Source organism: Oceanibaculum indicum P24, assembly GCF_000299935.1.
GTDB lineage: Bacteria > Pseudomonadota > Alphaproteobacteria > Oceanibaculales > Oceanibaculaceae > Oceanibaculum > Oceanibaculum indicum.
Genome location: NZ_AMRL01000007.1, coordinates 142,127 through 168,457 on the forward strand (window position 1 = coordinate 142,127; position 26,331 = coordinate 168,457).

The following is a 26,331-nucleotide window of genomic DNA, read 5'->3' on the forward strand; positions in this document are numbered from 1 at the left end:
ACCATGCAGGCAATGAGATGATTAATCCTCTCAACGATCAGGAACAATTCGGCCTTCGCCTCGGGCTGGTCGCCCGGCTGTGGCGCGCCGAGATCGACCGGCGGTTGGCCACCTTTGGCCTCACCGAGTCCCGCTGGTTGACCCTGTTACATCTCTCTCGCCTGCCCCAAGCGGCAACCCAGCGGGAGCTGGCTGAGGCGGTCGGGGTGCGGGGGCCGACCCTGGTGCGCACGCTGGACCGGCTTGAAGCCGAGAAGCTGATCGAACGCCGGATAGAAGCTTCCGACCGCCGCACCAAATCGGTCCACCTGCGCGCGGAGGCCGACCCCGTCCTGGAACGGATCGAAGAAACCGCGGCGGCGGTGCGTGCGGAAATCTTCTCCGACATCTCCAGTGACGAGGTGGCGACTTGCCTGAAGGTCTTGGAGCAGATCGCCGGCAAGCTGGGCGGCACGCCAAGGGCGATGCGGCCCGCGGACGAAGACCGATGAGGGGTAGGCCATGGACCAGCATGTGAGCCGCCTGGAACACCAGAGCCACGATCCGGAAACCGATCTGCAAACAGCCCCCGACAAGGAGACGGAGGCAGCGTCAGAGGCGGCTTCACCTCCTGCCCGCACCCGTCCATGGCGACTGTATGGGGCGATCCTGGCGGCGCTGATCGTTCTCGGGGGCGGTGGCTGGTGGCTATATCAGCAGTTCACCCACATTTTTGTGACGGATGCCCGTGTTGCTGCCGACATCGTTGCCGTGAGCAGCCGGGTTCCCGGCTGGGTCACCGCCGTAAAGGTCATTGCGGGCGATTCCGTTCGCAAAGGTGACATACTGGTCAGGATCGATAACCGGGAAAGCCGCCTGCTCGTTCAGGAACTTGATGCGCAACTTGCGGGAATCGGCCGCCGCCGAGAGGAAATCGAAGCGCGCATCGCACTCACCGACCGTCAGACGCAAAGTCGTATTACCGCCAAAAAGGCGGCAGTAAGGGCGGCCGAAGCCGCGCTGGCTGCCGTGTCGGCACAACGCGATCTTGCCAGACAGGACAATGATCGGGCTGAGAAGCTGGCGCCGAGGGGCGCCATCACCCGCGCGCGCCTGGACCAGACGCGCGCGGCGCTGGAGACGGCAAAGCAACAGGTGTTGAGCGCCCAAGCGGACCTGGAGAACACTCGCGCTGCCGTTGCCGAGGCCGAAGCGGCACGCGAGGAACTCACAGTACTCCAACGCCAGTTGGCCGAACTCGGCCCAGAAGAACAGCGGCTGCGCGTGCAACGGGAGCGCGCAGCGCTCGATCTCGAAGACCGCACCATCGTCATGCCGTTCGATGGCGTCGTGGACCAGACCTTTGTGGACGAGGGCGAATACGTCACGCCCGGCCAGCGCCTGCTGATGGTCCATGATCCCGAGCGCGTGCGCGTCGAGGCCAACATCAAAGAGACCGGCATCCGCTTCTTCCGGCTCGGAAAGACCGTTACGATCACTGTCGATGCTTTGCCGGGGCGGCGCTTCGAGGGGAAGGTCACGCGCGTCGGTCAGGCTGCAACCAGCGAGTTCGCGCTGCTGCCCAACCCCAACCCGAGCGGTAATTTCACAAAGATCACCCAGCGCCTGCCGGTTCGCATCGCCGTCCAGCAGGACGGCGGCGCCCTCAAGCCCGGCATGATGGTGGAGTTGGAGGTCAGAGTCGGTGACTAGCGCGTCGCACCCGGACAGTATCGAGGGGCTGTTCGCCCGTTTCGGCCCGGCGTATCGCTGGCTGGTCACGGCGACGGTCATGATGGGCACGATAGCCACCATCCTGACCGCGACGATCGTCAATGTGGCCCTGCCCGACATCATGGGCGCCTTCGGCATGGGCCAGGACAAGGCGCAGCTCCTGTCCACAGGCTTCCTTGCCGCGATGACCGGAACCATGCTGCTCAACGCCTGGATGGTCGAGACGCTCGGCCAGCGCGCGACCTTCATGCTGGCGGTGATGGTCTTCATCGTCGCCTCCGTCATGGGCGGGCTGGCCCCTGCGGAAGGTGTGCTGATTCTGGCCCGCGTGCTCCAAGGCGGCGCGGCTGGCATCCTGCAACCCTTGGCCATGCAGGTGATTTTCCAGGTCTTCCCGCCGCAAAAACGCGGCTCGGCCATGGGCATCTATGGTATCGGCGTGGTGCTGGCCCCGGCGCTCGGTCCCACGCTGGGCGGAATCATGGTGGATAGCTTCAGCTGGCGCTATGTGTTCTTCATGGCCGTGCCGTTCTGCCTTGTCGGGCTGTTCCTCGCCACCCTCTTCATGCCGGGGCGGGCAACTTCGGGATCGCCGCGCAAATTCGACTGGATCGGTTTCGGGCTAATGACCGTGTTCCTCGTAACCTTGCTCAACGGCCTGTCGAATGGACAACGTGATGGATGGTTCTCCGATTCTATCCTGCGCGACTTCGCCGTCGCCTTTATCTCGGGCATCGGCTTCATCGTCTGGGAACTGCACGCGCCCGCGCCCATGCTCAATCTCAAGCTCTTCACGAACCGGGTGTATGCGGGCGCGTCTGTCGTGGCCTTCATCTTCGGGGCGGGAATCTACGGTTCGACCTTCTTGATTCCGCTGTTCGCGCAGACGATCCAGGGCTATACGCCGACCCGCTCCGGCCTGCTGCTGATGCCGGCGGGGCTGATCCTGGCGCTCGTCTTCCCGATAGCCGGGCGTCTCACCGATAAGACGCCGGCGTATGTCATGGTCATGTTTGGCCTGGCGGTCTTCGCATTGTCGTCGTTCCTGATGACCGGCGTCGATACCGATACCTCCTTCTGGCTGTTTGCCTGGTGGATCATGCTGGGCCGGATCGGGCTTGGCTTCATCATGCCGAGCTTGAACGCTGGCGCCCTCAAGGCGCTGCCAATGACGCTACTCGGTCAGGGCTCCGGCGCGATCAACTTCGTGCGCCAACTCGGCGGCGCCTTCGGCGTCAACCTGCTTTCCATCGCGCTGGAGCGGCGCTCGCAGCTTTACGTGGACAGCTTCACGACGGCGCAGCACGCGGGCAACAGCACGACGACCGGCTTGCTGCGCGATGTGACCGGCTTGCTAGCGCAGGCCGGTGTGCCGGAAGCGATTCGCCAGGCCGGAGCGATGAACTATCTTGGCCGCATGATCTACAGCCAGGGCAACATGCTGGGATATCGCGACAGCTTCTTTATTGTCGGCGTGATCTTCCTGGCCGCCCTTGTCCCAACATTGATGATGCGCCGGAGGTCCACGCCTCCGGCGCTGCAGGCAAGTGAGGCCATGCGTCACCCGCCATCGTCGCAGAACGCGATCCAGCAGGGTCGGTGACGCACGAGATTTGGCGTAGATGTTGGCAAGCCCAACATCTAGCAATGTTTTGTCAGATCTAGTTTGATGGGGTGGTTCAGAGCGGTCCGTTGGGATTGCTCCAGAAAGGGGCGGGCCATCCAATAATCACATATCCACCGACGCCAGAATTCCCTTATTGAGTACCTACCCTAAGGCAGCAACCCAGCGGCAGGGTCAACAACGACCGGATGACGAGATGCGCAAACCGATTAGAACTTGGCTTTGGCGAATCGCCCTTATCGCGCTTGCCGGTGGCGCTGCTGTCGCTGCTTGGTGGCATTTTCAACCGCAGGACTTGCCGGACGGGTTTGCCGGCGGAAACGGCCGGATCGAGGCGGTCGAGATAGATATCGCGGCCAAGACCGCAGGCCGGATCCGGGAGATCCTGGTCAACGAGGGCGACTTCGTCCGCGCCGGCCAGGTCTTGGCGAAAATGGACACGGCCGTCCTGGAGGCGCAGTTCCGGGAGGCCGAAGCGCATCTGCGGCGGGCGCTCATCGGCATCGAGACCGCGCAAAGCCGGGTGACCCAGCGTGAAGCCGAGAAGCAGGCCGCCGAGGCGCTCATAGCTCAGAGGAAGGCCGAATTCGACGCCGCGCAAAGGCGGGTCGCGCGCTCGGAGGAACTCTCCCCGAAAGGCGCCGTCCCCGTCTCGAAGCTGGACGACGACCGCGCCGCCTTTCAGGCGGCGAAGGCTGCGGTTGGCGCCACTGAGGCGCAGGCGGCGGCCGCGCAAGCCGCCATAGGGGAAGCCAAGTCGGATGTCATTGCCGCGGAGGCCTCGGTGGAAGCGGCGCGGGCCACCATCCAGCGCATCCAGGCCGATATCGACGACAGCGTGCTGAAGTCGCCGCGTGACGGCCGCGTCCAGTACCGCGTCGCCCAGCCCGGCGAGGTGCTCTCTCCCGGCGGCGTGGTGCTGAACATGGTCGATCTCACCGATGTCTACATGACCTTCTTCCTGCCGACGGAACAGGCCGGGCGGGCCGCGCTGGGAGCCGAGGCACGGCTCGTGCTCGACGCCGCCCCACAATACGTGGTCCCGGCCGCAATCTCCTTCGTCGCGGACGTCGCACAGTTCACGCCCAAGACGGTGGAAACGGAAGAAGAACGCCAGAAGCTGATGTTCCGCATCAAGGCGCGGATCGCCCCGGACCTGCTCAGAGAGCACCTCCTCCAGGTCAAGACCGGCCTGCCGGGCATGGCCTATGTGCGGCTCAACCCGCGGGTGGATTGGCCGCCTGAACTGCAGGCCAGGCTGCCGCAATGAGCCGGGATGTAAATCAACAGATCGAGGATGGCAGGGGGCGCGCCGCGCCGATTGCCCGCCTGCGGGATGTGTCCCTGCGCTACGGCAAGGTGCGTGCGCTCGACGAGGTCACCATCGACATCCCGGCGGGCTGCATGGCCGGGCTGATCGGCCCGGACGGGGTTGGCAAGTCGAGCCTGCTGGCACTGATCTCGGGCGCCCGCGCGGTCCAGACGGGGCAGGTCGAGGTGCTCGGCGGCGATATGGCCGATTCGCGCCATCGCCGCAGAGTCGGCCCGCGTATCGCCTACATGCCGCAGGGCCTGGGGCGCAACCTCTATCCGACGCTCTCGGTGTTCGAGAATCTCGACTTCTTCGGGCGTCTGTTCGGGCATGATGGCGGCGAACGGGCGCGCCGCATCGAGGCGCTGACCGAGGCCACCGGGCTCAAGCCGTTTCTCGATCGGGCGGCGGGCAAGCTATCCGGCGGGATGAAGCAGAAGCTCGGCCTCTGCTGCGCGCTGATCCACGACCCGGACCTGCTCATCCTCGACGAGCCGACCACCGGCGTCGATCCCCTCTCACGACGCCAGTTCTGGGAGTTGATCGCCGGCATCCGTCGTTCCCGGCCCGGCATGAGCGTGCTGGTGGCCACGGCCTATATGGAGGAGGCGGCGCGCTTCGACTGGCTGGCGGCAATGGACGGTGGGCGGGTGCTGGCCAGCGACACGCCCCAAGGCCTGCTGCAGAGCACGGGGGCGGATTCGCTGGAGGCAGCCTTCATCCGGCTGCTGCCGGAAGACAAGCGCCGGGATTATCGGGCGGTCGAGATTCCGCCGCGGCCGGAAGACGATGGCGATACCGCGATCGAGGCCCGGGATCTGACCATGCGCTTCGGCGAGTTCACCGCGGTCGATCATGTGAACCTGCGTGTCCCACGGGGTGAGATCTTCGGTTTTCTCGGTTCCAACGGCTGCGGCAAGACCACGACGATGAAGATGCTGACAGGCCTCCTGCCGCCGAGCGAAGGCCGGGCCTGGCTGTTCGGACACGAGGTGGACCCGCACGACCTCGCGACCCGCCGCCGCGTCGGCTACATGTCGCAATTCTTCTCGCTCTACACCGAGCTCACGGTGCGGCAGAACCTGGATCTGCATGCCCGGCTGTTCCACGTGCCCGCTGCCGAGATTTCAGGGCGGGTGGACGAAATGGTTGAACGCTTCGATCTGGCCGCGGTGATTGACAGCTTGCCGGGTCGGCTGCCCCTCGGCCACCGGCAACGCCTATCGCTGGCGGTCGCCATGATCCACAAGCCCGAGATGCTCATCCTCGACGAGCCCACCTCGGGTGTCGACCCGGTGGCGCGCGACGCCTTCTGGCGCATGCTGGTCGAGCTGTCGCGCCGCGACGGCGTGACCATCTTCATCTCCACCCACTTCATGAACGAGGCTGAGCGCTGCGACCGCATCTCTCTGATGCATGCGGGCCGGGTTCTGGTCACTGACACGCCTGCCGCCCTGGTAGGCAAACGCGGCGTGGACAGCCTGGAAGACGCTTTCGTCGCCTATCTGGAGGATGCCGCAGCGGAGGGCGCGGACGAGGCACGCCGGCCGAACGCAACAGCTTCGCTCGATTCGGTCGAGGCGTCGGCAGGCCATGTCGAACCACAGGGCTGGCGGCGCCAGTTCGACCCCCGACGCATGATCAGCTATGCCCGGCGCGAAGGGTTGGAGCTGCGCCGCGATCCCATCCGGCTGACGCTGGCGCTGCTCGGCAGCGTCATCCTGATGTTCGTGATGGGCTATGGCATCAACCTCGATGTCGAGGATCTCACCTTCGCGGTGCTGGATCGCGACCAGACCACCGTCAGCCGCGACTATACGCTCAACCTCGCCGGCTCCCGGTATTTCGTCGAGCGGGCGCCGATTACCGGTTACGCCGATCTCGACCGGCGAATGCGCGAAGGCGACATCAGTCTGGCGATCGAGATTCCGCCGGGCTTCGCGCGCGACATGGCCCGGGGCCGGCGCGTCGAGATCGGCGCCTGGATCGACGGCGCCATGCCGACACGGGGGGAGACTGTCCGCGGCTATGCGCAGGGGATTCATGCCCACTGGCTGGCGACCAAGGCGCGCGAGGCCGGCTACGGCGAGGCTTTGGCGGGGCTCGTCAATATCGAGACCCGGTTCCGCTACAACCCGGACGTCAAGAGCCTGGTGGCGATGGTGCCGGCGGTGATCCCGCTGCTGCTCATGCTGATCCCGGCCATGCTCGCGGCGCTCAGCGTGGTGCGCGAGAAGGAGCTCGGCTCGATCACCAACTTCTACGTCACGCCAACCACGCGGCTCGAATTCCTACTCGGCAAGCAGCTCCCTTACGTGGGCCTGTCCTTCCTGAGCTTCCTGCTGCTCACGCTGCTCGCGGTGACCGTCTTCGGCGTGCCGCTGAAGGGCAGCTTCCTGACGTTGGCGGCGGGCGCGCTGCTCTATGTCGGCGCCGCGACGGCCGTGGGTCTGCTGATTTCCACCTTCATGCGCAGCCAGATCGCGGCGATCTTCGGCACGGCGGTGCTCACCATCCTGCCGGCCGCGAACTTCTCCGGCATGATCGACCCGGTCTCCTCGCTCCAGGGCGTTGGTCGGCTGATCGGCGAGATCTACCCGACCACGCATTTCCTGACGATTGCGCGCGGCACCTTCTCGAAGGCCCTCAACTTCTCCGACCTGCATGCCGCCTTTCTCCCACTGGCGCTGGCCGTGCCGATCCTGATCGGGCTGTCCGCCGCGCTGCTCAAGAAGCAGGAGCGGTAGTCCATGCGCCTTGCCAATATTTTCCATCTCGGTGTCAAGGAGTTGCGCAGCCTCGTCCGCGACCCGATCATGCTTGTGCTGATCGTCTACGCCTTCACCGTTTCGGTCTACACGGCGGCCACAGCCATGCCGGAGACCCTCAACAAGGCGCCGATCGCGGTTGTGAATGAGGATCGCTCGCCGCTGTCATGGCGCATCGTCAGCGCCTTTTACCCGCCCTATTTCGTGCTCCCCAAGGTGATCGACCAGGCCGAGATGGACGCCCGCATGGATGCCGGCCTCGACACCTTCGCCCTCGACATCCCGCCCAACTTCCAGCGCGATCTGCTGGCGGGGCGGCGGCCAACGGTCCAGCTCAACGTCGATGCCACGCGCATGAGCCAGGCGTTCACCGGCAGCGGCTATATCCAGACCATCGTAAGCGACGAGGTGCGCGCCTTCGCGCAGCGTTATCGCGAAGTTCCGGAGTTGCCCGTCGATCTGGCGCTCCGGGTGCGCTTCAATCCCCAGCTCAACAAGTCGTGGTTCGGCGCCATCATGCAGGTCATCAACAACGTGACCATGCTTTCCATCGTCCTCACCGGCGCGGCGCTGATCCGCGAGCGCGAGCACGGCACCGTCGAGCATCTGCTGGTCATGCCGGTCACGCCTTTCGAGATCATGAGCAGCAAGGTATGGGCGATGGGGCTGGTCGTCCTTGCCGCCACCGCCTTCGCGCTCACCGCCGTCGTGCAGAGCTGGCTGTCGGTGCCGATCCAAGGCTCGCTCGCGCTGTTCCTGGCCGGGGCGGCGCTGCATCTGTTCGCGACTACCTCGATGGGCATCTTCCTCGGCACCGTCGCCCGCTCCATGCCGCAGTTCGCCCTGCTGCTCATGCTGGTGCTGCTGCCCTTGCAGATGCTCTCCGGCGGCTCGACGCCACGCGAGAGCATGCCGGAGGCGGTGCAGTACATCATGCTCGCCGCGCCCAACACGCATTTCGTGATGCTGGCCCAGGCGATCCTGTACCGCGGCGCGGGCTTCACCGCCGTCTGGCCGCAGTTCCTCGCCATCGCCGCGATCGGGGCGGCCTTGTTCGGCTTCGCGCTCGCCCGGTTCCGTCGCACCATCAGCACCATGGCTTGAGTATGCAAATGAGACAGGGACAAAAGATCAGGACACCCTCGCCATTGAGAAGATGGTTCACCATCTTGGTGGTGGTTGCCGCAGGTCCTGTAGGTTCTCTTTCGGCTGTTGCGGCCGACGAGACGGAAACCGGCACCCTGAGCCTGGTCTTCGAGAACGATCTCTTCTACGGCACGGACCGCAACTACACGAACGGTGTGCGCGCCTCCTGGCTGTCCGGCCCGGACGGGACGCCTGACTGGGCGCTTGGCGCGGCCCGCTGGTTTCCCCTGTTTCCGGAGGGCGGCACCGTGCGGACGAGCTATGCCATTGGACAAAACATGTACACGCCGGACGACATCGCGCTGCGGAATCCGCCGCGCGACGACCGCCCCTATGCCGGCTGGCTGTACGGATCGGTCGGGCTGATCGCCGAGACCGGCCGTCGGCTCGACCAGCTGGAGCTCACGCTCGGAGTCGTCGGACCGGCCTCGCTCGCCGAACAGACCCAGAAGATTGTTCACGAAATTACAGGTTCTCAGGAGGCGCGCGGCTGGGATACCCAGCTTAAGAACGAGCCGGGGGTTGTCCTGACCTACCAGCGCAGCTGGCGCGGCTTCGTCTCGGAATCGGTCTCTGGCTTCGGCTTCGATGCAACGCCGCATGCCGGCGGCGCGCTCGGCAACGTCTTCACCTACGCCAACGCCGGCCTGATGCTGCGCTTGGGTCAACGCCTGCCGCTCGACTACGGCCCGCCGCGCATCCAGCCGAGCCTGCCGGGCTCGGGCTTCTTCGTGCCGCAGGAGGGCTTCGGCTGGTACCTGTTCGCCGGCATGGAGGGGAGGGCGGTCGCGCGCAACATCTTCCTCGACGGCAACACCTTTCGCGACAGCCGCAGCGTCGACAAGGAGTCGCTGGTCGGCGACCTCCAGTTCGGAATCGCCGTGACCTGGCGGAACGTGCGCCTGAGCTACACCCACGTGCTGCGCACGCGGGAGTTCGAGGGTCAGGACGAGGGCGACGATTTCGGGGTCTTCAGCCTCTCGCTGCGGTTTTGATGTCTGATCTTCGGCGCACGTCGGTGAGTTTTCCCGGAAGTCACAGAAGCGTATTTCATATTCCTCGGCGATGCGGTTCAGCCGGAGTCGCAACATCAAGTGCTGCGGAACACCTTTGCGTGGTCGCGTGCAAACTCCTGAAACGTGCGGACGGGGCGACCGGTGATCTGCTCGACCGTATCGAGTACACCTTCCAGATGTCCGGCAGGGGAGCGGCGTAGAATTCGTTCATCGCATCAGCCAGTATCTCTGTCATTTCCATGGCGGTCATCGCTTGTTTGGCCTGGTCCGGTGAGGTGAGGACATAGTGACTGAACCGCGCCAGGCCGCCTCGGATACCGGGGCGGCGTCGAGCCAGCTGCTTTCTTCCTCCAGCGACCTGTCGCGCGAGGCAGATGCGTTGCGTGCCTAGGTCGCCCAGTTCCTGGCGAGCATCCGCGGCGATACCAGGACAGCGTAGTACAGAGCATCCCTGCCGGTCAGTCGGCTGGCAGGGATGCTCCCGATTTTCATTAGGCGAATCTTATGTGCGCCTTGTGTCTTGTGCGAGTGGGCTATGTTGGATAGTGTCGATGGATAAATAAAAAAGACCTAATAAGTCGTGTGGTCAGATTCCGGAAACCGGGGCATTTCGACGGGCAGACAAATTTGCCGGTCGGAGCAGCACGAGAAGGTCAGGGAAGCAAGGTCCGGGTCATTCTCAGTGCCGCCGATTTCGGGGGTGCACCGCCATCGCGTGGCAAGGAATGTCCGGGCGCGCAGGGAGCGAAACGGGAATGGCGTCAGGCGAATTCGTCCTGGAGACGGACGACCTCAGTAAGGAATTCAAAGGTTTCTTCGCGGTGCGTGGCGTGAACCTGCGCGTCCGGAAGGGCGATGTTCATGCCCTGATCGGCCCGAATGGCGCCGGCAAGACCACCGTGTTCAACCTGCTGACGAAATTCCTGACGCCGACATCGGGGCGCATTCTCTACAAGGGCGAGGACATCACCCGGACCAGCCCGGCCGATATCGCGCGCAAGGGCATGGTGCGGTCCTTCCAGATTTCCGCTGTCTTCCCGCATCTGTCGCTGCTGGAGAATGTGCGCATCGCCCTGCAGCGCGAATTGGGCACCTCGTTCCATTTCTGGAAATCCGACGCCAGCCTGGCGGCGCTGAATGACCGGGCGGAGGTACTGCTGGACGCGGTCGGTTTGACCGAATTCCGCAGCCACATGGCCGGCGACCTGCCCTATGGCCGCAAGCGGGCGCTGGAGATCGCCACCACCCTGGCGCTTGACCCGGAGATGCTGCTGCTCGACGAGCCGACGGCCGGCATGACGCATGAGGATATCGTGCGCATCACCGAGTTGATCGGCAAGGTGGCACAGAACCGCACGGTGCTGATGGTCGAACACAATCTCAGCGTCGTCTCCAATCTGTCGAATATCATCACGGTGCTGCAGCGCGGCGAAATTCTGGCCGAGGGATCGTATGATGAGGTGTCGAAAATGCCCGAGGTGATCAGCGCCTATCTGGGGACCGGCAATGGCTGAGGTGCTGCTGAAAGTCTCGGATCTGCAGGCCTTCTATGGCGAATCGCATATCCTGCATGGCATGAACCTGGAGGTCGGGCAGGGCGAGGTCGTCACCCTTCTGGGGCGCAATGGCGCGGGCAAGACCACGACCCTGCGGGCGATCATGGGCATGGTCGGCCAGCGCAGCGGCTCCATCGCCTTCGAGGGCACGGAGACCATCGGCCTGCCATCGAACAAGATCGCCCGGCTGGGCGTTGCCCTGTGCCCCGAAGAGCGCGGCATCTTCGCCAGCCTGAATGTCGAAGAGAATTTGCTGCTGCCGCCGGTGGTAAAGCCCGGCGGCATGCCGCTTGAGGAAATCTTCGACCTGTTCCCCAATCTGAAGACTCGGCTGAAAAGCCAGGGCACCAAGCTTTCCGGCGGCGAGCAGCAGATGCTGGCGATTGGCCGCATCCTGCGCACCGGCGCCAATCTCCTGCTGCTCGACGAACCGACCGAGGGCCTGGCCCCCGTCATCGTGCAGCAGATCGGCGCGGTCATCCGCAAGCTGAAGGAAAAGGGGCTGACGATCCTGCTGGTCGAACAGAATTTCCATTTCGCGGCCACAGTGTCCGACCGGCACTACATCGTCGAACATGGCAGGGTGATCGACATGATCCCCAATGCCGAAGTCGAGACACAACTCGACAAACTGCACACCTATCTGGGTGTCTGATAACCAAGGGAGGTTACGATGAAACATAGTACAGCGTTGCTTGCGGGCGTTGCGGCTCTGGCGCTTTCGGCCGGTTCGGCCCTGGCGCAGGTTTCCGACGATGTGGTGAAGATCGGCGTGCTGAACGATCAGTCCGGCACCTATGCCGACCTGGCTGGCCCCGGCTCCACCCTGGCCGCTCAGATGGCGGTCGAGGATTTCGGCGGCACCGTGCTTGGCAAGAAGATCGAGGTGGTCTTCGCCGACCACCAGAATAAGCCGGATGTCGGCTCCAGCATCGTCAATCGCTGGATCGATGCCGAACAGGTCGATGTCGTGGTTGATGTGCCGACCTCCTCGGTGGCGCTCGCCGTGCAGGAAATCACAAACCGCAAGGGCAAGGTGCATCTGAATTCCACCGCCGCCACCTCCGACCTGACCGGCAAGGCCTGCTCGCCGACCGGCGTACACTGGACCTACTCCACCACGGCGCTGGCCAATGGCACTGGCAAGGCCATCGTGGCCCAGGGCGGCAAGAACTGGTTCTTCCTGACCGCCGACTACGCCTTCGGCCATGCGCTGGAGCGAGACGTCTCCAAGGTGGTGAAGGAGGCCGGCGGCGAGGTGAAGGGCGTTGTGCGCCATCCCTTCCCGAACCAGGACTTCTCCTCCTTCCTGCTGCAGGCCCAGGCCTCGGGCGCGCAAGTCATCGGCCTGGCCAATGCGGGCGCCGATACCATCAACTCGATCAAGCAGGCCGGCGAATTCGGCATCACCCAGGCCGGGCAGAAGCTGGCCGGGCTGCTGGTCTTCCTGTCCGACATCCACAGCCTCGGCCTGGACACCGCGCAGGGCCTGCAACTGACCACCGGTTTCTACTGGGACATGGATGACGAGGCTCGCGCCTGGTCGAAGAAATTCGCCGCCAGGCATAATGGCGCCATGCCCACCATGGCCCAGGCCGGCGTCTATTCCGCCGTCGCGCATTATTTGAAGGCGATCAAGGAAGCCGGCACCGATGACGGCAAGAAGGTCGTCGACAAGATGAAGGAATTGCCGGTGAAGGATTTCTTCGCCCGCAATGCCAGCCTGCGCGCCGATGGCCGCATGGTGCACGACATGTATCTGGTCGAGGTGAAGAAGCCGTCCGAATCCAAGGGTCCGTGGGATTACTACAAGGTCCTGCGCACCATCTCGGGCGAGGAGGCCTATGGCCCGATGAGCCCCGCCTGCTCGCTCGCCAAGGGCTGAGCGTCACCTGAACGGACCGACGGGGATTGGGATGTTCGAACTGCTCGGCATACCGCCGCAAGTGTTGTTCGGCCAGCTGCTGCTGGGGCTCATCAATGGCGCGTTCTACGCCACGCTGAGCCTTGGCCTGGCCCTTATTTTCGGGCTGCTGAACATCATCAACTTCGCCCATGGGGCGTTGTACATGATGGGGGCCTTCGTGGCCTGGCTGCTGCTCAACATGCTCGGCATCGGCTACTGGCCGTCGCTGTTCCTCGCCCCTGTCCTCGTCGGTCTTTTCGGCATCCTGCTTGAAAAGACCATGCTCAGCCGGCTGTACAAGCTGGATCACCTCTACGGGTTGCTGCTGACCTTCGGTCTGGCATTGATGATCGAAGGCCTGTTCCGGCAGATGTATGGCGTCTCCGGCCTGCCTTATCCGATCCCGGATGCGCTGAAGGGCGGGCAGAATCTGGGCTTCATGTTCCTGCCCAATTACCGTAGCTGGGTGGTGGTCGCCTCGCTGCTGATCTGCTTTGCCACCTGGTTCCTGATCGAGCGTACGAAGCTCGGTTCCTACCTGCGGGCCGCCACGGAAAATCCGGCGCTGGTGCAGGCCTTCGGCATCAATGTGCCGCGCATGATCACGCTGACCTATGGCTTCGGCGTGGCGCTGGCCGGTTTTGCCGGGGTGCTGGCGGCGCCGATCTATTCGGTCAATCCGCTGATGGGCTCCAACCTGATCATCGTCGTCTTCGCCGTGGTGGTGATCGGCGGCATGGGGTCGATCATGGGGGCGATCCTGACAGGCTTCGGCCTCGGCATGGTCGAGGGGCTGACCAAGGTGTTCTATCCCGAGGCCTCGAACACAGTGATCTTCATCATCATGGCGATCGTGCTGGTATTGAAGCCGGCCGGCCTGTTCGGCCGCGCACGGTAAGGGGAGCAGCCGCATGATCCGCATACTCGGTCTCGTCGTGCTGGTGGCTGCCGCCCTGGCGGCCCCCTACTTCTTCTACCCGATCTTCCTGATGAAGGCGCTGTGCTTCGCGCTGTTCGCCTGCGCCTTCAACCTGCTGCTGGGCTATGTCGGGCTGCTGTCCTTCGGGCATGCCGCCTTTCTGGGGACGGCGGCCTATATCACCGGCCATTCGATGAAGGTGCTGGGGCTGCCGCCGGAGCTGGGCATCCTGGCCGGCACTGCGGCGGCGGCACTGGTCGGGCTGGTCTTCGGCTGGCTGGCGATCCGCCGGCAGGGCATCTATTTCGCGATGATCACCCTGGCGCTGTCGCAGATGATCTTTTTCTACGCCCTGCAGGCACCGTTCACCGGTGGCGAGGACGGCATCCAGGCCATCCCGCGCGGGTATCTGCTGGGCTTCATAGACCTGACCAGCGAGATCGCGCTGTATCACTTCGTCCTGGCGATCTTCGTGTTCGGCTGGCTGGTGATCTACCGCACCATCCATTCGCCCTTCGGCCAGGTGCTGAAGGCAATTCGCGAGAACGAGCCGCGCGCCATCTCGCTCGGCTACCGCACCGATCACTACAAGCTGGTGGCCTTCGTGCTGTCGGCGGCGCTGTCGGGCATGGCGGGATCGACCAAGACGCTGGTGTTCCAGCTGGCCTCGCTGACCGATGTGCATTGGCACATGTCGGGCGAGGTGGTGCTGATGACCCTGCTGGGCGGCATGGGCACTGTGTTCGGCCCGGTGGTTGGCGCGTTTCTGGTTGTCAGCATCCAGAATTATCTGGCGCAGATGGGGTCCTGGGTGACGATCATCCAGGGCGGCATCTTCGTGGTCTGCGTACTGCTGTTCCGCCGGGGTATCGTCGGCGAATTCCTGGCGCTGGTCCGCAAGCTGCGCGAGAAGCAGGCCCGGACCGGCTGATCTGGAGAGTGACGCGGCGGGGACAGACTCCCCGCCGCCGATAGCGCCGCCGTGGCAGGGATCGCCGCATCCTCAGCCGATGGCGGTGAGCGGTACGCCGGATGCCATTTCTATGCGCACATGCTGTCCCTTCAGCCAGCCGCTGCTCAGTGCCAGAACTAGGGCCAGGAACATCAATAGGCTACAGGTCTCCTGCACCCACTGGCCTGCTGCCGTTTTGATGGACACCGAGATAGGCTCGTTAATGCTATGCCGGGTGAAGGTTGCAGCTGCTCCATCAGATCACCGGAATTCATAATACATCATCGAGGTACATAAGCTTCACACAAGATTATAGGTGACAAAGCGAAGAGCCGTGCTGTGTTAGAAGATATAAAAGCCGTAAAAGCGGCCATTCAGGAGGATGTCACAATGCAGCGAATACCAATGGAGAGCTACGAGGCGGCCCGCGATGCCTTCCGCTGGGACGTGCCCGAGAGTTTCAATTTCGGCGGCGATGTGATCGACGCCTGGGCGCGCGAGCGGCCCGACCATCCGGCGCTGATCTGGTGCGACGACCAGGGCAATGAGCGCCGGCTGACCTATGCCGATATAGCCGAGCTGTCGAACCGTGTCGCCAATGCGCTGTCGGCGCGCGGGGTGAAGCGCGGCGACCGGGTGATCGTCATGCTGCCGCGCATCCCGGAATGGCAGATGGCGATGGTCGGCTGCCTGAAGCTGGGCGCGATCCCGATCCCCTGCATCGATATGCTGACCGAGCGCGATATCGCCTATCGCCTTGCCAATTCTGAGGCCACAGGAGCCATTACCACCCTGTCCAACATCGGCAAGTTCGCCTCCGGAGACCACTTGCTGGCCAGCCTTTCGGTCGGGGGGGCTGAAGGGCATTGGGAGGATTTCGACGTGGCGCTGGCCGATGCGTCCGACCGGTTCCAGCCGGCCCGCCTGGCTGCCGACGAGCCGGCGATCATGTATTATACGTCGGGCTCCACCGGCCATCCGAAGGGCGTTCTGCACGCCAGCCGGGGGATCTTCGCCTGGCGCGTCTCGGCCTGGTACTGGCTGACGCTGACGCCCGAAGACGTAATGTGGTGTACGGCGGATACCGGCTGGAGCAAGGCCGGCACCTCGATCATCTTCGGCCCCTGGAGCTGCGGCTCGACCGTGGTGTTCTACAATGGCCGCTACGATCCGAAGCTGCGGCTGGAAACGCTGGCGCGCTACCGTGTGACGGTATTCTGTGCGGCGGCGACCGAGCTGCGCCGGCTGGTGCAGGAGGATGTCGCCGGCTACGACCTCTCCGCCCTACGCATGACCGTCTCGGCCGGCGAGAGCGTGAACCCGGAGATCGTGCGCGGCTGGAAGCGCCTAACCGGCGTCGATTTGCTGGATGGCTATGGCCAGACCGAGACGTTGATGACGGTGCTGAATTATCCGCCCTTGCCGGTGAAGCCCGGCTCCATGGGCAAGCCGCTGCCGGGCACCGAGGCGGCAGTAATCGACATGGAGGGAAGGTTCGCCCCCGCTGGTACGCCCGGCCGGCTGGCGATCCGCGCCGATAACCCGCAGATCATGCTGGGTTACTGGAAGGAGCCTGAGCGCACGGCGGCCAATTACATGAAGATCGGCGGCGCGGACTGGTTCCTGACCGGCGATCTCGCCCGCATGGACGAGGATGGCTATCTGTTCTACGAGGGACGCTCGGATGATGTCATCAACTCCGCCGGCTACCGCATCGGGCCGATGGAGGTGGAGAATGTGCTGATGGAGCACGAGGCCGTGGCCGAATGCGCCGTCGTTGCCAGCCCGCACGAGGAGCGCGGCGAGGTGGTGAAGGCGTTCATCGTGCTGAAGGCCGGGCATGTCGGCGAGGATGCCCTCGTGAAGCAGTTGCAGGATCACTGCAAGGCGCTGACCGGCCCCTATAAATATCCGCGCCGCATCGAGTTCACGGCCGATCTGCCGAAGACCGCGTCGGGCAAGATCAAGCGGCGTGAACTGCGCGACCGGGAATTCGCGGCGCAGAGCTTCTTGGCGAAGAAAGAAGATGCCTGAAACTCGGTGAGTTCGACTGTACTCGCTGCCGGATTCTTGCTGAGACCGTAAATCAGGAAATCCTAGTGGTTGGTGAGTTTCGCATTCGCGAAGGTGCATTGCACAAAAAAATGATTTATGACTCGTCGTTCATTTTTTATTGACAACGTTGCTTTCCCAACCCCAAACTCCTGTTGCCCGTCAGGCGTAGCGGCGGGCTACCCAAACAAGAGGGGCCGGCGTGCGAACCTCCTTTCGCCCGAACGGCCTGAGGGAGGAAATCAATGGCCAGTAAAAAGAGCGGCGTGTCGCGTCGCACGATTCTGAAAGGTGCCGGCTCCGCCGCTGCGGCCGGCGCCTTTGCCACCACCATCACCGGCTTTCCCCATATCGCCGGCGCCCAGGCGAAGGTGATCCGTATCGGCATGCCGACCATCCTGTCCGGTCGTGTTGCCATCCTCGGCACCTCCAGCCGCGCTGCCGTGCAGCTGGCGGTGCAGGAATTCAACGCCGCCGGCGGCGTGAACGGGCGCACGGTCGAACTGATCGACCGCGATTCCAAGGGTCGCCCGGACGAGGCCGCCAAGGTCACGCGCGACCTGATCAACAATGACGGCTGCGAGATCATCATCGACGGCGAGGCGTCGTCCGGCTCCTTCGCGGTGCAGGAGGTGATTCGCGACATTCCGGTGCTCTGCCTTCACACATGCTCGGAATCATCGACCCTCACGGCCGATCCGAAGCTGCATGTGAAGACCGCTTTCCGCAGCGCCCGCCAGGGTATCCATGACGCGGTGGCCGGCGGTAAGTATGCCTCCGTCATCTCCAAGGCCAAGGGCCTGAAGAAGTGGATGACCTGTTCGCCGGATTACGCCTATGGCCGCGATAACACGGCGGAATTCCTGGAATACCTGAAGGTCTTCGATCCCAATGTGGAGGTTGTCGACCAGGTCTGGCCGAAGCTGTTCCAGCCGGACTACACCGAGAACATCACCAAGATCCTGCAGGTGAAGCCGCAGGCGATGTATTCAGCGCTTTGGGGGGGGGATCTCGTTGCCTTCATCGAGCAGTCGAACCTCTACAGCCTGTTCAACAACATCACCTTCTTCTCTGGCGGGCTCGGTGATCCGCCCGTGCTGACCGCGATCAAGAACCTGCCAGCCGGGCTGAACACGGTCTATCGCTACAACCGGTTTTACCCGGACAAGCCGGGCAATCAGGCCTTTGCCGAGGGCTATAACGGCATCGCCAAACAGGAGCCGACCAACTGGTCCTGGCAGAACCGCCTGGCCTGTCATTTCATCTTCGAAGCCCTGAAACGGACCAACGGCAAGACTGACGGTGCGGCGCTGGCGGCCGAGGTGAAAGGCATGGAGCTGGATTCGCCCTTCGCAGTGGAAGACAAGATCACCATGCGGGCGGACGATCACACCATCATCGGCTATCCGGCCGCCTGGGGTGTGACGAGCAGCAAGTTCCCATATGTCGAGAACTTCACCGCGCCTGCGTGGTCGGAAATCATCCAGCTCGAAGGCGAGTGGAAAAAGCGGAAAGGGTACGCCTGACGCACCTTGCGGCATCCGGGGAAGATATTCCCCGGATGCCGCTCCTTTTTTCCACGGAATTTACGGGAGAACGGCCTTGGAGCTGGAAGCGCTTGCGGGCTGCCTGTCGTCGATATCCTGCGCGGTGACGCAGGTCTCGACCGGGCTGATCATCGGTATGTTGTTGTTCCTGGTGGCATCGGGCCTGTCGCTGATCTTCGGCGTGCTCGGCGTCATCAATTTCGCGCACGGCTCCTTCTATATGATCGGGGCGTATTTCGCTTTCAGCGCCTATCAGCTGACCGATAGTTTCACCCTGGCCATCCTGTCCGGCGCGCTGGGCGTCGGCATTTTCGGCATGGCCTTCGAGCGGCTGTTCATGAGCAAGGTCTACGGTCGCGACGTGCTGATGCAGCTTCTGGTCTGCTACGCCTTCATCCTGATCCTGGATGACATGGTGAAGATCCTCTACGGCGCGGAATACCAGCTTATGGGCATGCCGGATGCCTTCGCCTTGCCGCCGCTGCAGGTCGCCGGCGGGTACATCCCGTCCTATTACGTCTTCATGATCGGCATTTCGGCGGTTGTCGGGCTGGTGCTCTGGCTCGGCATCGCCAAGACGCGCTTCGGCAAGGTGGTGCGGGCCGCCGCGATCAACCCGACCATGGTCAGCGCTTTGGGCATCAACACGACGCTGCTCTACGCCTTCGTCTTCGGCATTGGCAGCCTGCTGGCCGGCACCGCCGGCGCGCTGGCCGCGCCGATCCGCACGCTGACGCCGGGCATGGGGCTGTCGATCCTGATCGAAAGCTTCATCGTCACCGTGATCGGCGGCATGGGTTCCATCGTCGGCGCTTTCATCGCGGCCCTGCTGATCGGGCTGACGCGGTCCTTCGGGTCGATGGGTTTCCCGCTGTTCGTCGATGGCATGATGTTTGCCGTGATGGCCCTCGTGCTGATCGTGAAGCCGAGTGGCCTGTTCGGCCGGCCGGTGCAGTGATGCTGGGCCGATCTTCCCTGCGCGACCTCGCCTGGGCCGGCTTGCTGCTGGCCGGGCTGCTGGTGCTGCCGATCCTGGTGCCGCATCCGGCGATGCGCGATTTCGTGATCTATGTCATCGCCTATGGCCTGCTGGCCATGTCGCTGAACCTGCTGGTCGGCTTCACTGGTCTGGTGTCCTTTGGCCATGCCGCCTATTTCGCGTCGGGCGCCTATATCTTCGGCCTGCTGATGCAGTCGGGAAATGTCTCCCTGCCGGTGGCGATGCTGGCGGCGGTGGGCGGCACGGCGCTGCTGGCGCTGGTGATCGGCGCGATCTGCGTGCGGTTGAAGGAGATCTATTTCGCCTTCCTTACGCTCGCCTTCCAGATGTTCATCCACTCGATCATCCTGACCTGGGTGTCGCTGACCGGCGGCGACCAGGGGCTAATGGGCGGCATCCCGCGCCCGGTCTTCCTGGGTGTCGACCTGAACGACAGCATGACGCTCTACATCTTCTGCACCGTGGTGTTCATCGTCTGCCTGGTGATCATGCGCCAGATCGTGCAATCGCCCTTCGGTTATACGCTGCGGATGATCCGCGACAACCCGCAGCGCGCCAATTTCCTTGGCGTGAACGTGGTGCGCATGAAGCTGGCGATCTTCGTCATCGCCGGCACCATGGCCTCGGTCGGCGGCATCATCCTGGCGCTGTTCGTCTCGGGTGCCTATCCGGAATTCGCCTTCTGGACGATGTCCGGCGAGGCGATTGTCATGATCATGCTGGGCGGCACGCAGCTTTTCCTCGGCCCGTTCGTCGGTGCCATCCTATTGCAGACCCTGAACCATTTCGTAACGATCTATACCGAACATCACGGGCTGGTGCTGGGTGCCATCATCCTGGTGTTCGTGCTGGGGCTGCGGCGTGGCCTGGCCGATTTCGTCTATCTCTGGTTCCAGGATCGCCGGACCAGGAAGCTTGAGAAGGAGACCGGTCGATGAGCCACACTCTCGAGGGCAGGGTCGCCGTCGTCACCGGCGGGGCCAGCGGCATTGGCGAGGCCTGTGCGCGTGATCTGGCCGCACGCGGCGCCCGACTGGTGATTGCCGATATCAACGAGGCTCTTGCGAAGCAGGTCGCCGCCAGCCTGAAGGGCGCGATCCATGCCCGGCTGGACGTCACCAGCGTCGACGACACCGAGGCGCTGGCCGAGCGTGTCGCCCGCGAGATGGGGCCGACCGATATCCTCGTAGCCTCCGCCGGCGTGCTGCAACCGCCGCTGCCGCCGGAAGAGCTGTCGATGGAAATCTGGGACCGGGTCATCGCGGTCGACCAGCGCGGCGTCTATGTCAGCAATGTCGCTTTCGGCCGGCGCATGGCGTTGCGCGGTGCCGGGTCGATCATCAACATCGCCTCGGTCACCAGCTTCCGCTCCGCGCCGCTGCACGCCTATGCCCCGGCCAAGGCGGCGGTGGTGTCGATCACCCAGACCCTGGCCACCGAATGGGGCCGCTCCGGCGTGCGGGTGAACGCCATCGCCCCCGGCTATGTGCTGACCCCGGCATTGCAGGCCGCCATCGACGATGGCAAGCGCGATCCGAAGGCGCTGGAGGAGAACTCTGCCTTTGGCCGGCTGATCCGCACCGAGGAGATCGCCAAGGCGTGCAGTTTCCTCGCTTCGGACGATGCCTCGGGCATCACCGGCGTCGCCCTGCCGGTGGATGGCGGCTGGCTCGTCGCCCCGCCCTGGCACACCTATGGCGGCGTGCCGCCGAAGCGGGGTTAGCGGCGATGCTGAAAGTCGAGAATCTCTACAAGGCCTTTGGTGGCGTCGTGGCGATGAATGATGTCTCGCTGGATTTCCCGACCGGGTCGCTGACGGCGATCATCGGGCCGAACGGCGCGGGTAAGACGACCTTCTTCAACCTGATCTCCGGCCATATCCGCCCGGATCGCGGGCGGGTGCTGTTCGACGGCCAGGATCTGGTCGGCCGCTCCAGCCTGGAGATCGTACGCCGGGGCATCGGTCGCGCCTTCCAGGTGGCCTCGATCTTCCCCAGCCTGACCTTGCGGGAAAGCCTGATGGCGGCGGTGATTTCGCACCGCCGGCAATCGACGCAGGTGCTCACCCGCTTCCCGCTGCAAAGTGCGGCGGACCGGGTGGAAGAGATCATGGCGCTGCTGGAACTGACCGCGAAGGCCGATGTGCTGTCGCGCAGCCTGTCGCATGGCGACCAGAAGCTGCTCGATATTGCGCTGGCGCTGGCGATGGACCCGAAAGTGCTGCTGCTCGACGAGCCGACGGCGGGCATGGGGCCGGAGGAGCGCTGGCAGATGATCGACAAGGTCTATCGCCTGTGGGAGGCGGAAAAGATGACCCTGGTGTTCATCGAGCATGACATGGGCATCGTCTTCAAGATCGCTCAGACCATCCGCGTGCTGAAATACGGTGCCGTCCTGGCCGAGGGCACGCCGGATGACATCCGCAGCAACCCGGATGTGATCGATGCCTATCTCGGTACCGATCACGATGCCACCGTCTCTGCCGGGGAGGGCTGACCATGACCCAGGCCATGCTTGAGGTGAAGGGCATCGACGTCTTCTATGGCGCCAGCCAGATATTGTTCGGTGTCGACCTGACGGTGGAGAAGGGCCAGACCATGGCGCTGCTCGGCCGCAACGGCGCGGGCAAGAGCACGACCTTCAAGGCCATCGCCGGCATTGCCCCGCCACGCCGGGGCGAGATCAATCTGGCCGGCGTGACCGTCTCGGGCCGCAAGCCCTACCGCATCGCCCGGGCCGGCATCGGCTATGTGCCGGAAGACCGGCAAGTGTTCCCGGAACACAGCATCGAGGACAATCTCGTCATCGGCACCAAGAAAGGTCCGAATGGCGAGGATTACTGGACTCTGGAGCGGGTCTATGAGGCGTTCCCGATCCTCGCCGGCATGCGCCACCGCATGGCCGGCCGCCTGTCCGGCGGCGAGCAGCAGATGCTGACCATCGCCCGCACCCTGATGGGGAACCCGGAAATCCTGCTGCTCGACGAGCCGTCCGAGGGGCTGGCGCCAATCATCGTGCAGGCCATCGGCGATCTGATCCGGCGATTGCGGGACATGGGGGCGACCATCCTGCTGGCCGAACAGAACATGCATTTCTGCCTCGGCATCGCCACTCATGCGACCGTGGTCGATAAGGGGCAGATCGTCTATCGCGACACAATCGAGGGGTTGAGGGCGAACGATGCCATCAAGCAGCGCTATCTCGCCATCTAAAGCCCGGAATGGGGCCCGGAAAGGCAGCAACACGCCGGAGGCGCTGTTGGCGCTGTACCGGCAGATGCTGCTGATCCGGCGCACCGAGGAGAGGCTGTCCCAGCTTTTCGCCGATGGCGAGGTGCCGGGCTTCATCCATCTCTCCATCGGGCAGGAGGCGATTGCCGCCGGGCTGGGATCGGTGCTGGAGCGCAAGGACACCATCGCCTCGACCCATCGCGGCCACGGCCACGCCTTGGCCAAGGGCGTCGAACTGAACGGCTTTTTCCAGGAAGTGATGGGAAGGGAGACCGGCGTGTGCAAGGGGCGGGGCGGCTCGATGCATGTCGCCGACATGTCGGCCGGCATGCTGGGCGCGAACGGTATCGTCGGCGCCGGCATGCCGATCGCCGTCGGCAGTGCGCTGGCCCATCAGGTGCGCAAGACCGGCGGCGTCGGCGTGGTCTTCTTCGGCGATGGCGCGCTGGCCGAAGGCGTGCTGCATGAGAGCCTGAACCTGTCCGCCCTGTGGCAGCTGCCGGTGCTGTTCGTGTGCGAGAATAATGGCTGGTCGGAATTCTCCCCGACCTCGAAGCAGTTCGTCGCCCCGCTGGCCAAGCTGGCCGACGCCTTCGGCATCCCGGCCGAGACCATCGACGGCAATGATGTCGAGATCGTCGCCGAAACGGCGGGCCGGCTGGTCTCCGAAATCCGCAAGGGTGGCGGGCCGCGTGTGCTGGAATGCATCACCCAGCGGGTGCGCGGCCATTACGAGGGCGATGCGCAGAAATACCGCGACCCGGCCGAATTGAAGGACCGCGACAAGATCGACCCGCTGCCGCGCGCGGAGTCCCGCCTGTCGCTGCTGGGCGTGTCCGAGGCCGTGCTGGCGGCACTGGAGACCGAGGTGATGGCCGAGATCGACGCCGCGACCGAGGCAGCGCGCGCCGCCCCCCTGCCGGAATTCGTGGCGGCGCAGGCCGATGTCTATACCCCGGCGGGAGTGTAGCGATGGCAGAGCTTCGCTACGTCCGTGCGCTGAACCAGGCCCTGTCCGACGCCATGGCGGAAGACCCGTCTGTCATCGTCTTCGGCGAAGATATCGCGGCGGCTGGCGGTCCCTTCGGCGTGACGCGCGGCTTGCTGGAAGCCTATGGCGAGGACCGTGTGCGCGACACGCCGATCTCGGAAGCCACCATTGTTGGCGCCGCCGTGGGCGCGGCGATGACCGGGCTGAAGCCGGTGGTCGAGATCATGTTCATGGATTTCGTCGCCATCGCGATGGATGCCATCGTCAACCAGGCGGCCAAGGCGCGTTTCATGTTCGGTGGTCAGGGCAGCGTGCCGATGGTGGTGCGCCTGCCGCATGGCGGCGGCGTCTCCGCCGGGCCGCAGCATTCGCAATGCCTGGAGGCATGGTTCGCGCATATCCCCGGTCTGAAAGTGGTGTGCCCGGCCAGCGTCGCAGATGCCTATGGGCTGATGCGCGCCGCCATCGATGATCCCGATCCGGTAATCATGGTGGAGAACAAGGCGCTCTATGCCCGCAAGGAGGATGTGCCAGACGATCTGCCTGTCGTGGAGATTGGCAAGGCCCGCATCGCCCGGCCCGGCCGGGACGCAACCATCGTGACCTATGGGGCGGCGCTCTACACCGCGCTGGACGCCGCCGACACGCTGGCGGGCGAGGGGGTGGAGGCCGAGGTGCTGGACCTGCGCTCGCTGCAGCCCTGGGACGAGGCGGCGGTACTGGAGTCCCTGTCGCGCACCCACCGGCTGGTGGTCGCGCATGAGGCGGTGGAGGCCTTCGGCATCGGCGCGGAGATCGCCGCCCGCATGGCCGATATCGGCTTCGACGAGCTGGACGGCCCGATTGTCCGTGTCGGCGCGCCCTTCATGCCCGTGCCGTTCGCCAAGACCCTGGAGCAGGGCTATCTGCCGGATGCCGGCCGAATCGCCGATGCCGTCCGCAAGACCCTGGCCTGAAACCGTAACGAGGAACATTCCCGATGAGCGAGCAGACAGTCCTGACCGAAGTGAAGGGGGCAATCGGCATCATCACCGTGAATAGGCCGGAGGTGATGAACGCGCTCGACGTGCCGACCGTGCTGGCGCTGGAACAGGCGCTGGACGGGATGGAGAAGAACAAGGATGTACGCGTCATCGTCGTCACCGGCGCAGGCGAGAAGGCCTTCGTGGCCGGGGGTGACATTGCCGACATGAATTCCCGGCAGGCGCTGGACCACTACATCGAGTTTGCCGAGGTGATCCACCGCGTCTTCCGACGGTTCGAGCTGTCCGACAAGCCGACCATCGCCGCCGTCAACGGCTGGGCGCTGGGCGGCGGGACCGAGCTGCTGCTGTCGCTCGACATCCGCATCGCCGCCGAAACCGCGAAGGTCGGCCTGCCGGAAATCACGCTGGGGCTGATTCCCGGTGCCGGCGGTACGCAGCGCATGATCCGCCAGATCCCGCTGTGCAAGGCGAAGGAGCTGATGTTTGCCGGCGCCCATATCACGGCGGCGGAGGCGCTCAGCTTCGGCCTGATCAACCGTATCGTGCCGAAGGACCGGCTGATGGCGGAGGTGATGGAGTTGGCCGAGCGTATTGCCCATAAATCGCCGCTGATCCTGAAGGTGATGAAGCGCACCATCCGCGACGGTGCCGATATGCCGCTGCCCTCGGCGCTGGCGCATGAGCAGGCGATGGCCAGCCTGATCTTCGACAGCGCCGATGCGCATGAGGGATGCACAGCCTTCTTGGAGAAGCGGAATGCCGTCTTCACCGGCAAATAAGGGCCAGGCGCTGACCGATCTGGTGATGCCGAAGCTGGGCCTCACCATGACGGAAGGCGTGCTGGCTGAATGGAAGGTAAAGCCCGGCGACAGCGTGTCGGCGGGGGCGGTGATCTTCGTCGTCGAGACCGACAAGATCGCCAATGAGGTCGAAGCCCCCAGCGCCGGCACGATTGCCGAGATTCTGGTCCAGACCGGCGAGACCGTGCCGGTCGGCACCGCCGTCGCGCGCTGGACCGGGAAAGGGTTCATCGCCGAGGCGCCAGATGCGCCCGAGCCTGCTATGGAAGCGCCGAAACCGGTTCCGGTGCCGGCCTCGGCTGGTGAGCGGGTACGGGCGACGCCGCTGGCCCGCCGCATCGCCAAGGCGCAGGGCGTCGATCTCCACGCCATTGCCGGCAGCGGGCCGGATGGGCGCATCAAGGCTGCCGATGTCACGGCGGCGGCCAAAGCGGTTCCATCCTCTCCGCCCTCTGCCGAGGGCGAGCGTATCGCGCTCTCCGCCAAATATTTGTCCATGGTGCGCCGGGTCGTGACGGCCAGGCGCGAAATACCGGACTTCCAGATCGTCCGCACCGCCGATGTCGGCGCGCTGCTGGAACTGCGCGCGCAGCTGAACGCTGCCGGCGGACGGAAGATCAGCGTCAACGACATGGTGCTGAAGGCGGCCGGTCGGGCGCTGCTCACCGTGCCGCGGGCCAACCGTATCTGGGATCATGACGCCCATATCGCCTTCACCACCACCGATGTCGGCATGGTGGTGAACAGCGAGGAGGGGCTGTTCATCCCCATCCTGCGCGATGTCGGGCGGCTGCCGCTCGACCGGCTGGGGGG

23 protein-coding genes are annotated in these 26,331 nt (G+C 64.4%); all 23 read left to right on the forward strand.

The annotated features are described in order from the left end of the window. Nucleotides 1-17 precede the first annotated feature (17 nt). A complete protein-coding gene (slyA, locus tag P24_RS08015) occupies nucleotides 18-491 on the forward strand; it encodes a transcriptional regulator SlyA (protein WP_008944203.1) in 474 nt (157 codons plus the stop codon). 10 nt (nucleotides 492-501) lie between these two features. Beyond that, the gene (locus P24_RS08020; RefSeq protein ID WP_008944204.1) at nucleotides 502-1,692 is read left to right on the forward strand and encodes an HlyD family secretion protein; all 1,191 of its coding nucleotides are present in this window, start codon (nucleotides 502-504) and stop codon (nucleotides 1,690-1,692) included. Beyond that, nucleotides 1,685-3,316 (forward strand): DHA2 family efflux MFS transporter permease subunit, encoded by a 1,632-nt coding sequence (locus P24_RS08025; RefSeq protein ID WP_008944205.1) that lies wholly within the window; start codon nucleotides 1,685-1,687, stop codon nucleotides 3,314-3,316. The genes P24_RS08020 and P24_RS08025 overlap by 8 nt, the downstream gene beginning before the upstream one ends. Nucleotides 3,317-3,533: 217 nt before the next feature. Next, nucleotides 3,534-4,607 carry an HlyD family secretion protein gene (locus tag P24_RS08030; RefSeq protein ID WP_040706989.1) on the forward strand — a complete coding sequence of 358 codons (1,074 nt, stop codon included), beginning with the start codon at nucleotides 3,534-3,536 and terminating at the stop codon, nucleotides 4,605-4,607. Next, a complete protein-coding gene (rbbA, locus tag P24_RS08035; protein ID WP_008944207.1) occupies nucleotides 4,604-7,396 on the forward strand; it encodes a ribosome-associated ATPase/putative transporter RbbA in 2,793 nt (930 codons plus the stop codon). Before P24_RS08030 ends, rbbA begins: the two co-directional genes overlap by 4 nt. 3 nt (nucleotides 7,397-7,399) lie before the next feature. After that, the gene (locus tag P24_RS08040) at nucleotides 7,400-8,521 is read left to right on the forward strand and encodes an ABC transporter permease (protein ID WP_008944208.1); all 1,122 of its coding nucleotides are present in this window, start codon (nucleotides 7,400-7,402) and stop codon (nucleotides 8,519-8,521) included. 68 nt (nucleotides 8,522-8,589) lie between these two features. Further along, on the forward strand, nucleotides 8,590-9,558 hold the full coding sequence (locus tag P24_RS08045) for a lipid A deacylase LpxR family protein (RefSeq protein WP_237740181.1): 969 nt from the start codon (nucleotides 8,590-8,592) through the stop codon (nucleotides 9,556-9,558). 776 nt (nucleotides 9,559-10,334) lie between these two features. Next, nucleotides 10,335-11,093 carry an ABC transporter ATP-binding protein gene (locus tag P24_RS08050; protein WP_008944210.1) on the forward strand — a complete coding sequence of 253 codons (759 nt, stop codon included), beginning with the start codon at nucleotides 10,335-10,337 and terminating at the stop codon, nucleotides 11,091-11,093. Next, on the forward strand, nucleotides 11,086-11,790 hold the full coding sequence (locus tag P24_RS08055; protein WP_008944211.1) for an ABC transporter ATP-binding protein: 705 nt from the start codon (nucleotides 11,086-11,088) through the stop codon (nucleotides 11,788-11,790). The genes P24_RS08050 and P24_RS08055 overlap by 8 nt, the downstream gene beginning before the upstream one ends. An 18-nt stretch (nucleotides 11,791-11,808) precedes the next feature. After that, on the forward strand, nucleotides 11,809-13,020 hold the full coding sequence (locus P24_RS08060; RefSeq protein ID WP_040706992.1) for an ABC transporter substrate-binding protein: 1,212 nt from the start codon (nucleotides 11,809-11,811) through the stop codon (nucleotides 13,018-13,020). 31 nt (nucleotides 13,021-13,051) lie between these two features. Continuing rightward, nucleotides 13,052-13,939 carry a branched-chain amino acid ABC transporter permease gene (locus P24_RS08065; protein WP_008944213.1) on the forward strand — a complete coding sequence of 296 codons (888 nt, stop codon included), beginning with the start codon at nucleotides 13,052-13,054 and terminating at the stop codon, nucleotides 13,937-13,939. 13 nt (nucleotides 13,940-13,952) lie between these two features. Continuing rightward, nucleotides 13,953-14,891 (forward strand): branched-chain amino acid ABC transporter permease, encoded by a 939-nt coding sequence (locus tag P24_RS08070; protein ID WP_008944214.1) that lies wholly within the window; start codon nucleotides 13,953-13,955, stop codon nucleotides 14,889-14,891. A gap of 411 nt (nucleotides 14,892-15,302) precedes the next feature. Further along, nucleotides 15,303-16,946 carry an acyl-CoA synthetase gene (locus P24_RS08075; RefSeq protein WP_202802366.1) on the forward strand — a complete coding sequence of 548 codons (1,644 nt, stop codon included), beginning with the start codon at nucleotides 15,303-15,305 and terminating at the stop codon, nucleotides 16,944-16,946. A 263-nt stretch (nucleotides 16,947-17,209) separates the two neighbouring features. After that, the gene (locus P24_RS08080; protein WP_008944216.1) at nucleotides 17,210-18,490 is read left to right on the forward strand and encodes an ABC transporter substrate-binding protein; all 1,281 of its coding nucleotides are present in this window, start codon (nucleotides 17,210-17,212) and stop codon (nucleotides 18,488-18,490) included. Between the two features lie 76 nt (nucleotides 18,491-18,566). Then, complete coding sequence (locus P24_RS08085; RefSeq protein WP_008944217.1) at nucleotides 18,567-19,469, forward strand: branched-chain amino acid ABC transporter permease; 903 nt, start codon at nucleotides 18,567-18,569, stop codon at nucleotides 19,467-19,469. After that, entirely contained in the window at nucleotides 19,469-20,449 is a 981-nt protein-coding gene (locus P24_RS08090; protein WP_008944218.1) for a branched-chain amino acid ABC transporter permease, read from the forward strand. Before P24_RS08085 ends, P24_RS08090 begins: the two co-directional genes overlap by 1 nt. Further along, complete coding sequence (locus P24_RS08095; protein ID WP_008944219.1) at nucleotides 20,446-21,234, forward strand: SDR family NAD(P)-dependent oxidoreductase; 789 nt, start codon at nucleotides 20,446-20,448, stop codon at nucleotides 21,232-21,234. Before P24_RS08090 ends, P24_RS08095 begins: the two co-directional genes overlap by 4 nt. A 5-nt stretch (nucleotides 21,235-21,239) precedes the next feature. Next, a complete protein-coding gene (locus P24_RS08100; RefSeq protein ID WP_008944220.1) occupies nucleotides 21,240-22,007 on the forward strand; it encodes an ABC transporter ATP-binding protein in 768 nt (255 codons plus the stop codon). A gap of 2 nt (nucleotides 22,008-22,009) precedes the next feature. After that, the gene (locus P24_RS08105) at nucleotides 22,010-22,723 is read left to right on the forward strand and encodes an ABC transporter ATP-binding protein (protein WP_008944221.1); all 714 of its coding nucleotides are present in this window, start codon (nucleotides 22,010-22,012) and stop codon (nucleotides 22,721-22,723) included. Between the two features lie 46 nt (nucleotides 22,724-22,769). Next, nucleotides 22,770-23,711, forward strand: coding sequence for a thiamine pyrophosphate-dependent dehydrogenase E1 component subunit alpha (locus P24_RS08110; protein WP_008944222.1), 942 nt, complete (start codon nucleotides 22,770-22,772; stop codon nucleotides 23,709-23,711). 2 nt (nucleotides 23,712-23,713) lie between these two features. Then, nucleotides 23,714-24,688, forward strand: coding sequence for an alpha-ketoacid dehydrogenase subunit beta (locus P24_RS08115; RefSeq protein ID WP_008944223.1), 975 nt, complete (start codon nucleotides 23,714-23,716; stop codon nucleotides 24,686-24,688). 23 nt (nucleotides 24,689-24,711) lie between these two features. Beyond that, entirely contained in the window at nucleotides 24,712-25,497 is a 786-nt protein-coding gene (locus P24_RS08120) for an enoyl-CoA hydratase/isomerase family protein (protein WP_008944224.1), read from the forward strand. After that, a partial coding sequence (locus tag P24_RS08125) for a biotin/lipoyl-containing protein (RefSeq protein WP_008944225.1) occupies nucleotides 25,475-26,331 on the forward strand: 857 nt, incomplete at its 3' end. The genes P24_RS08120 and P24_RS08125, both read left to right, overlap by 23 nt.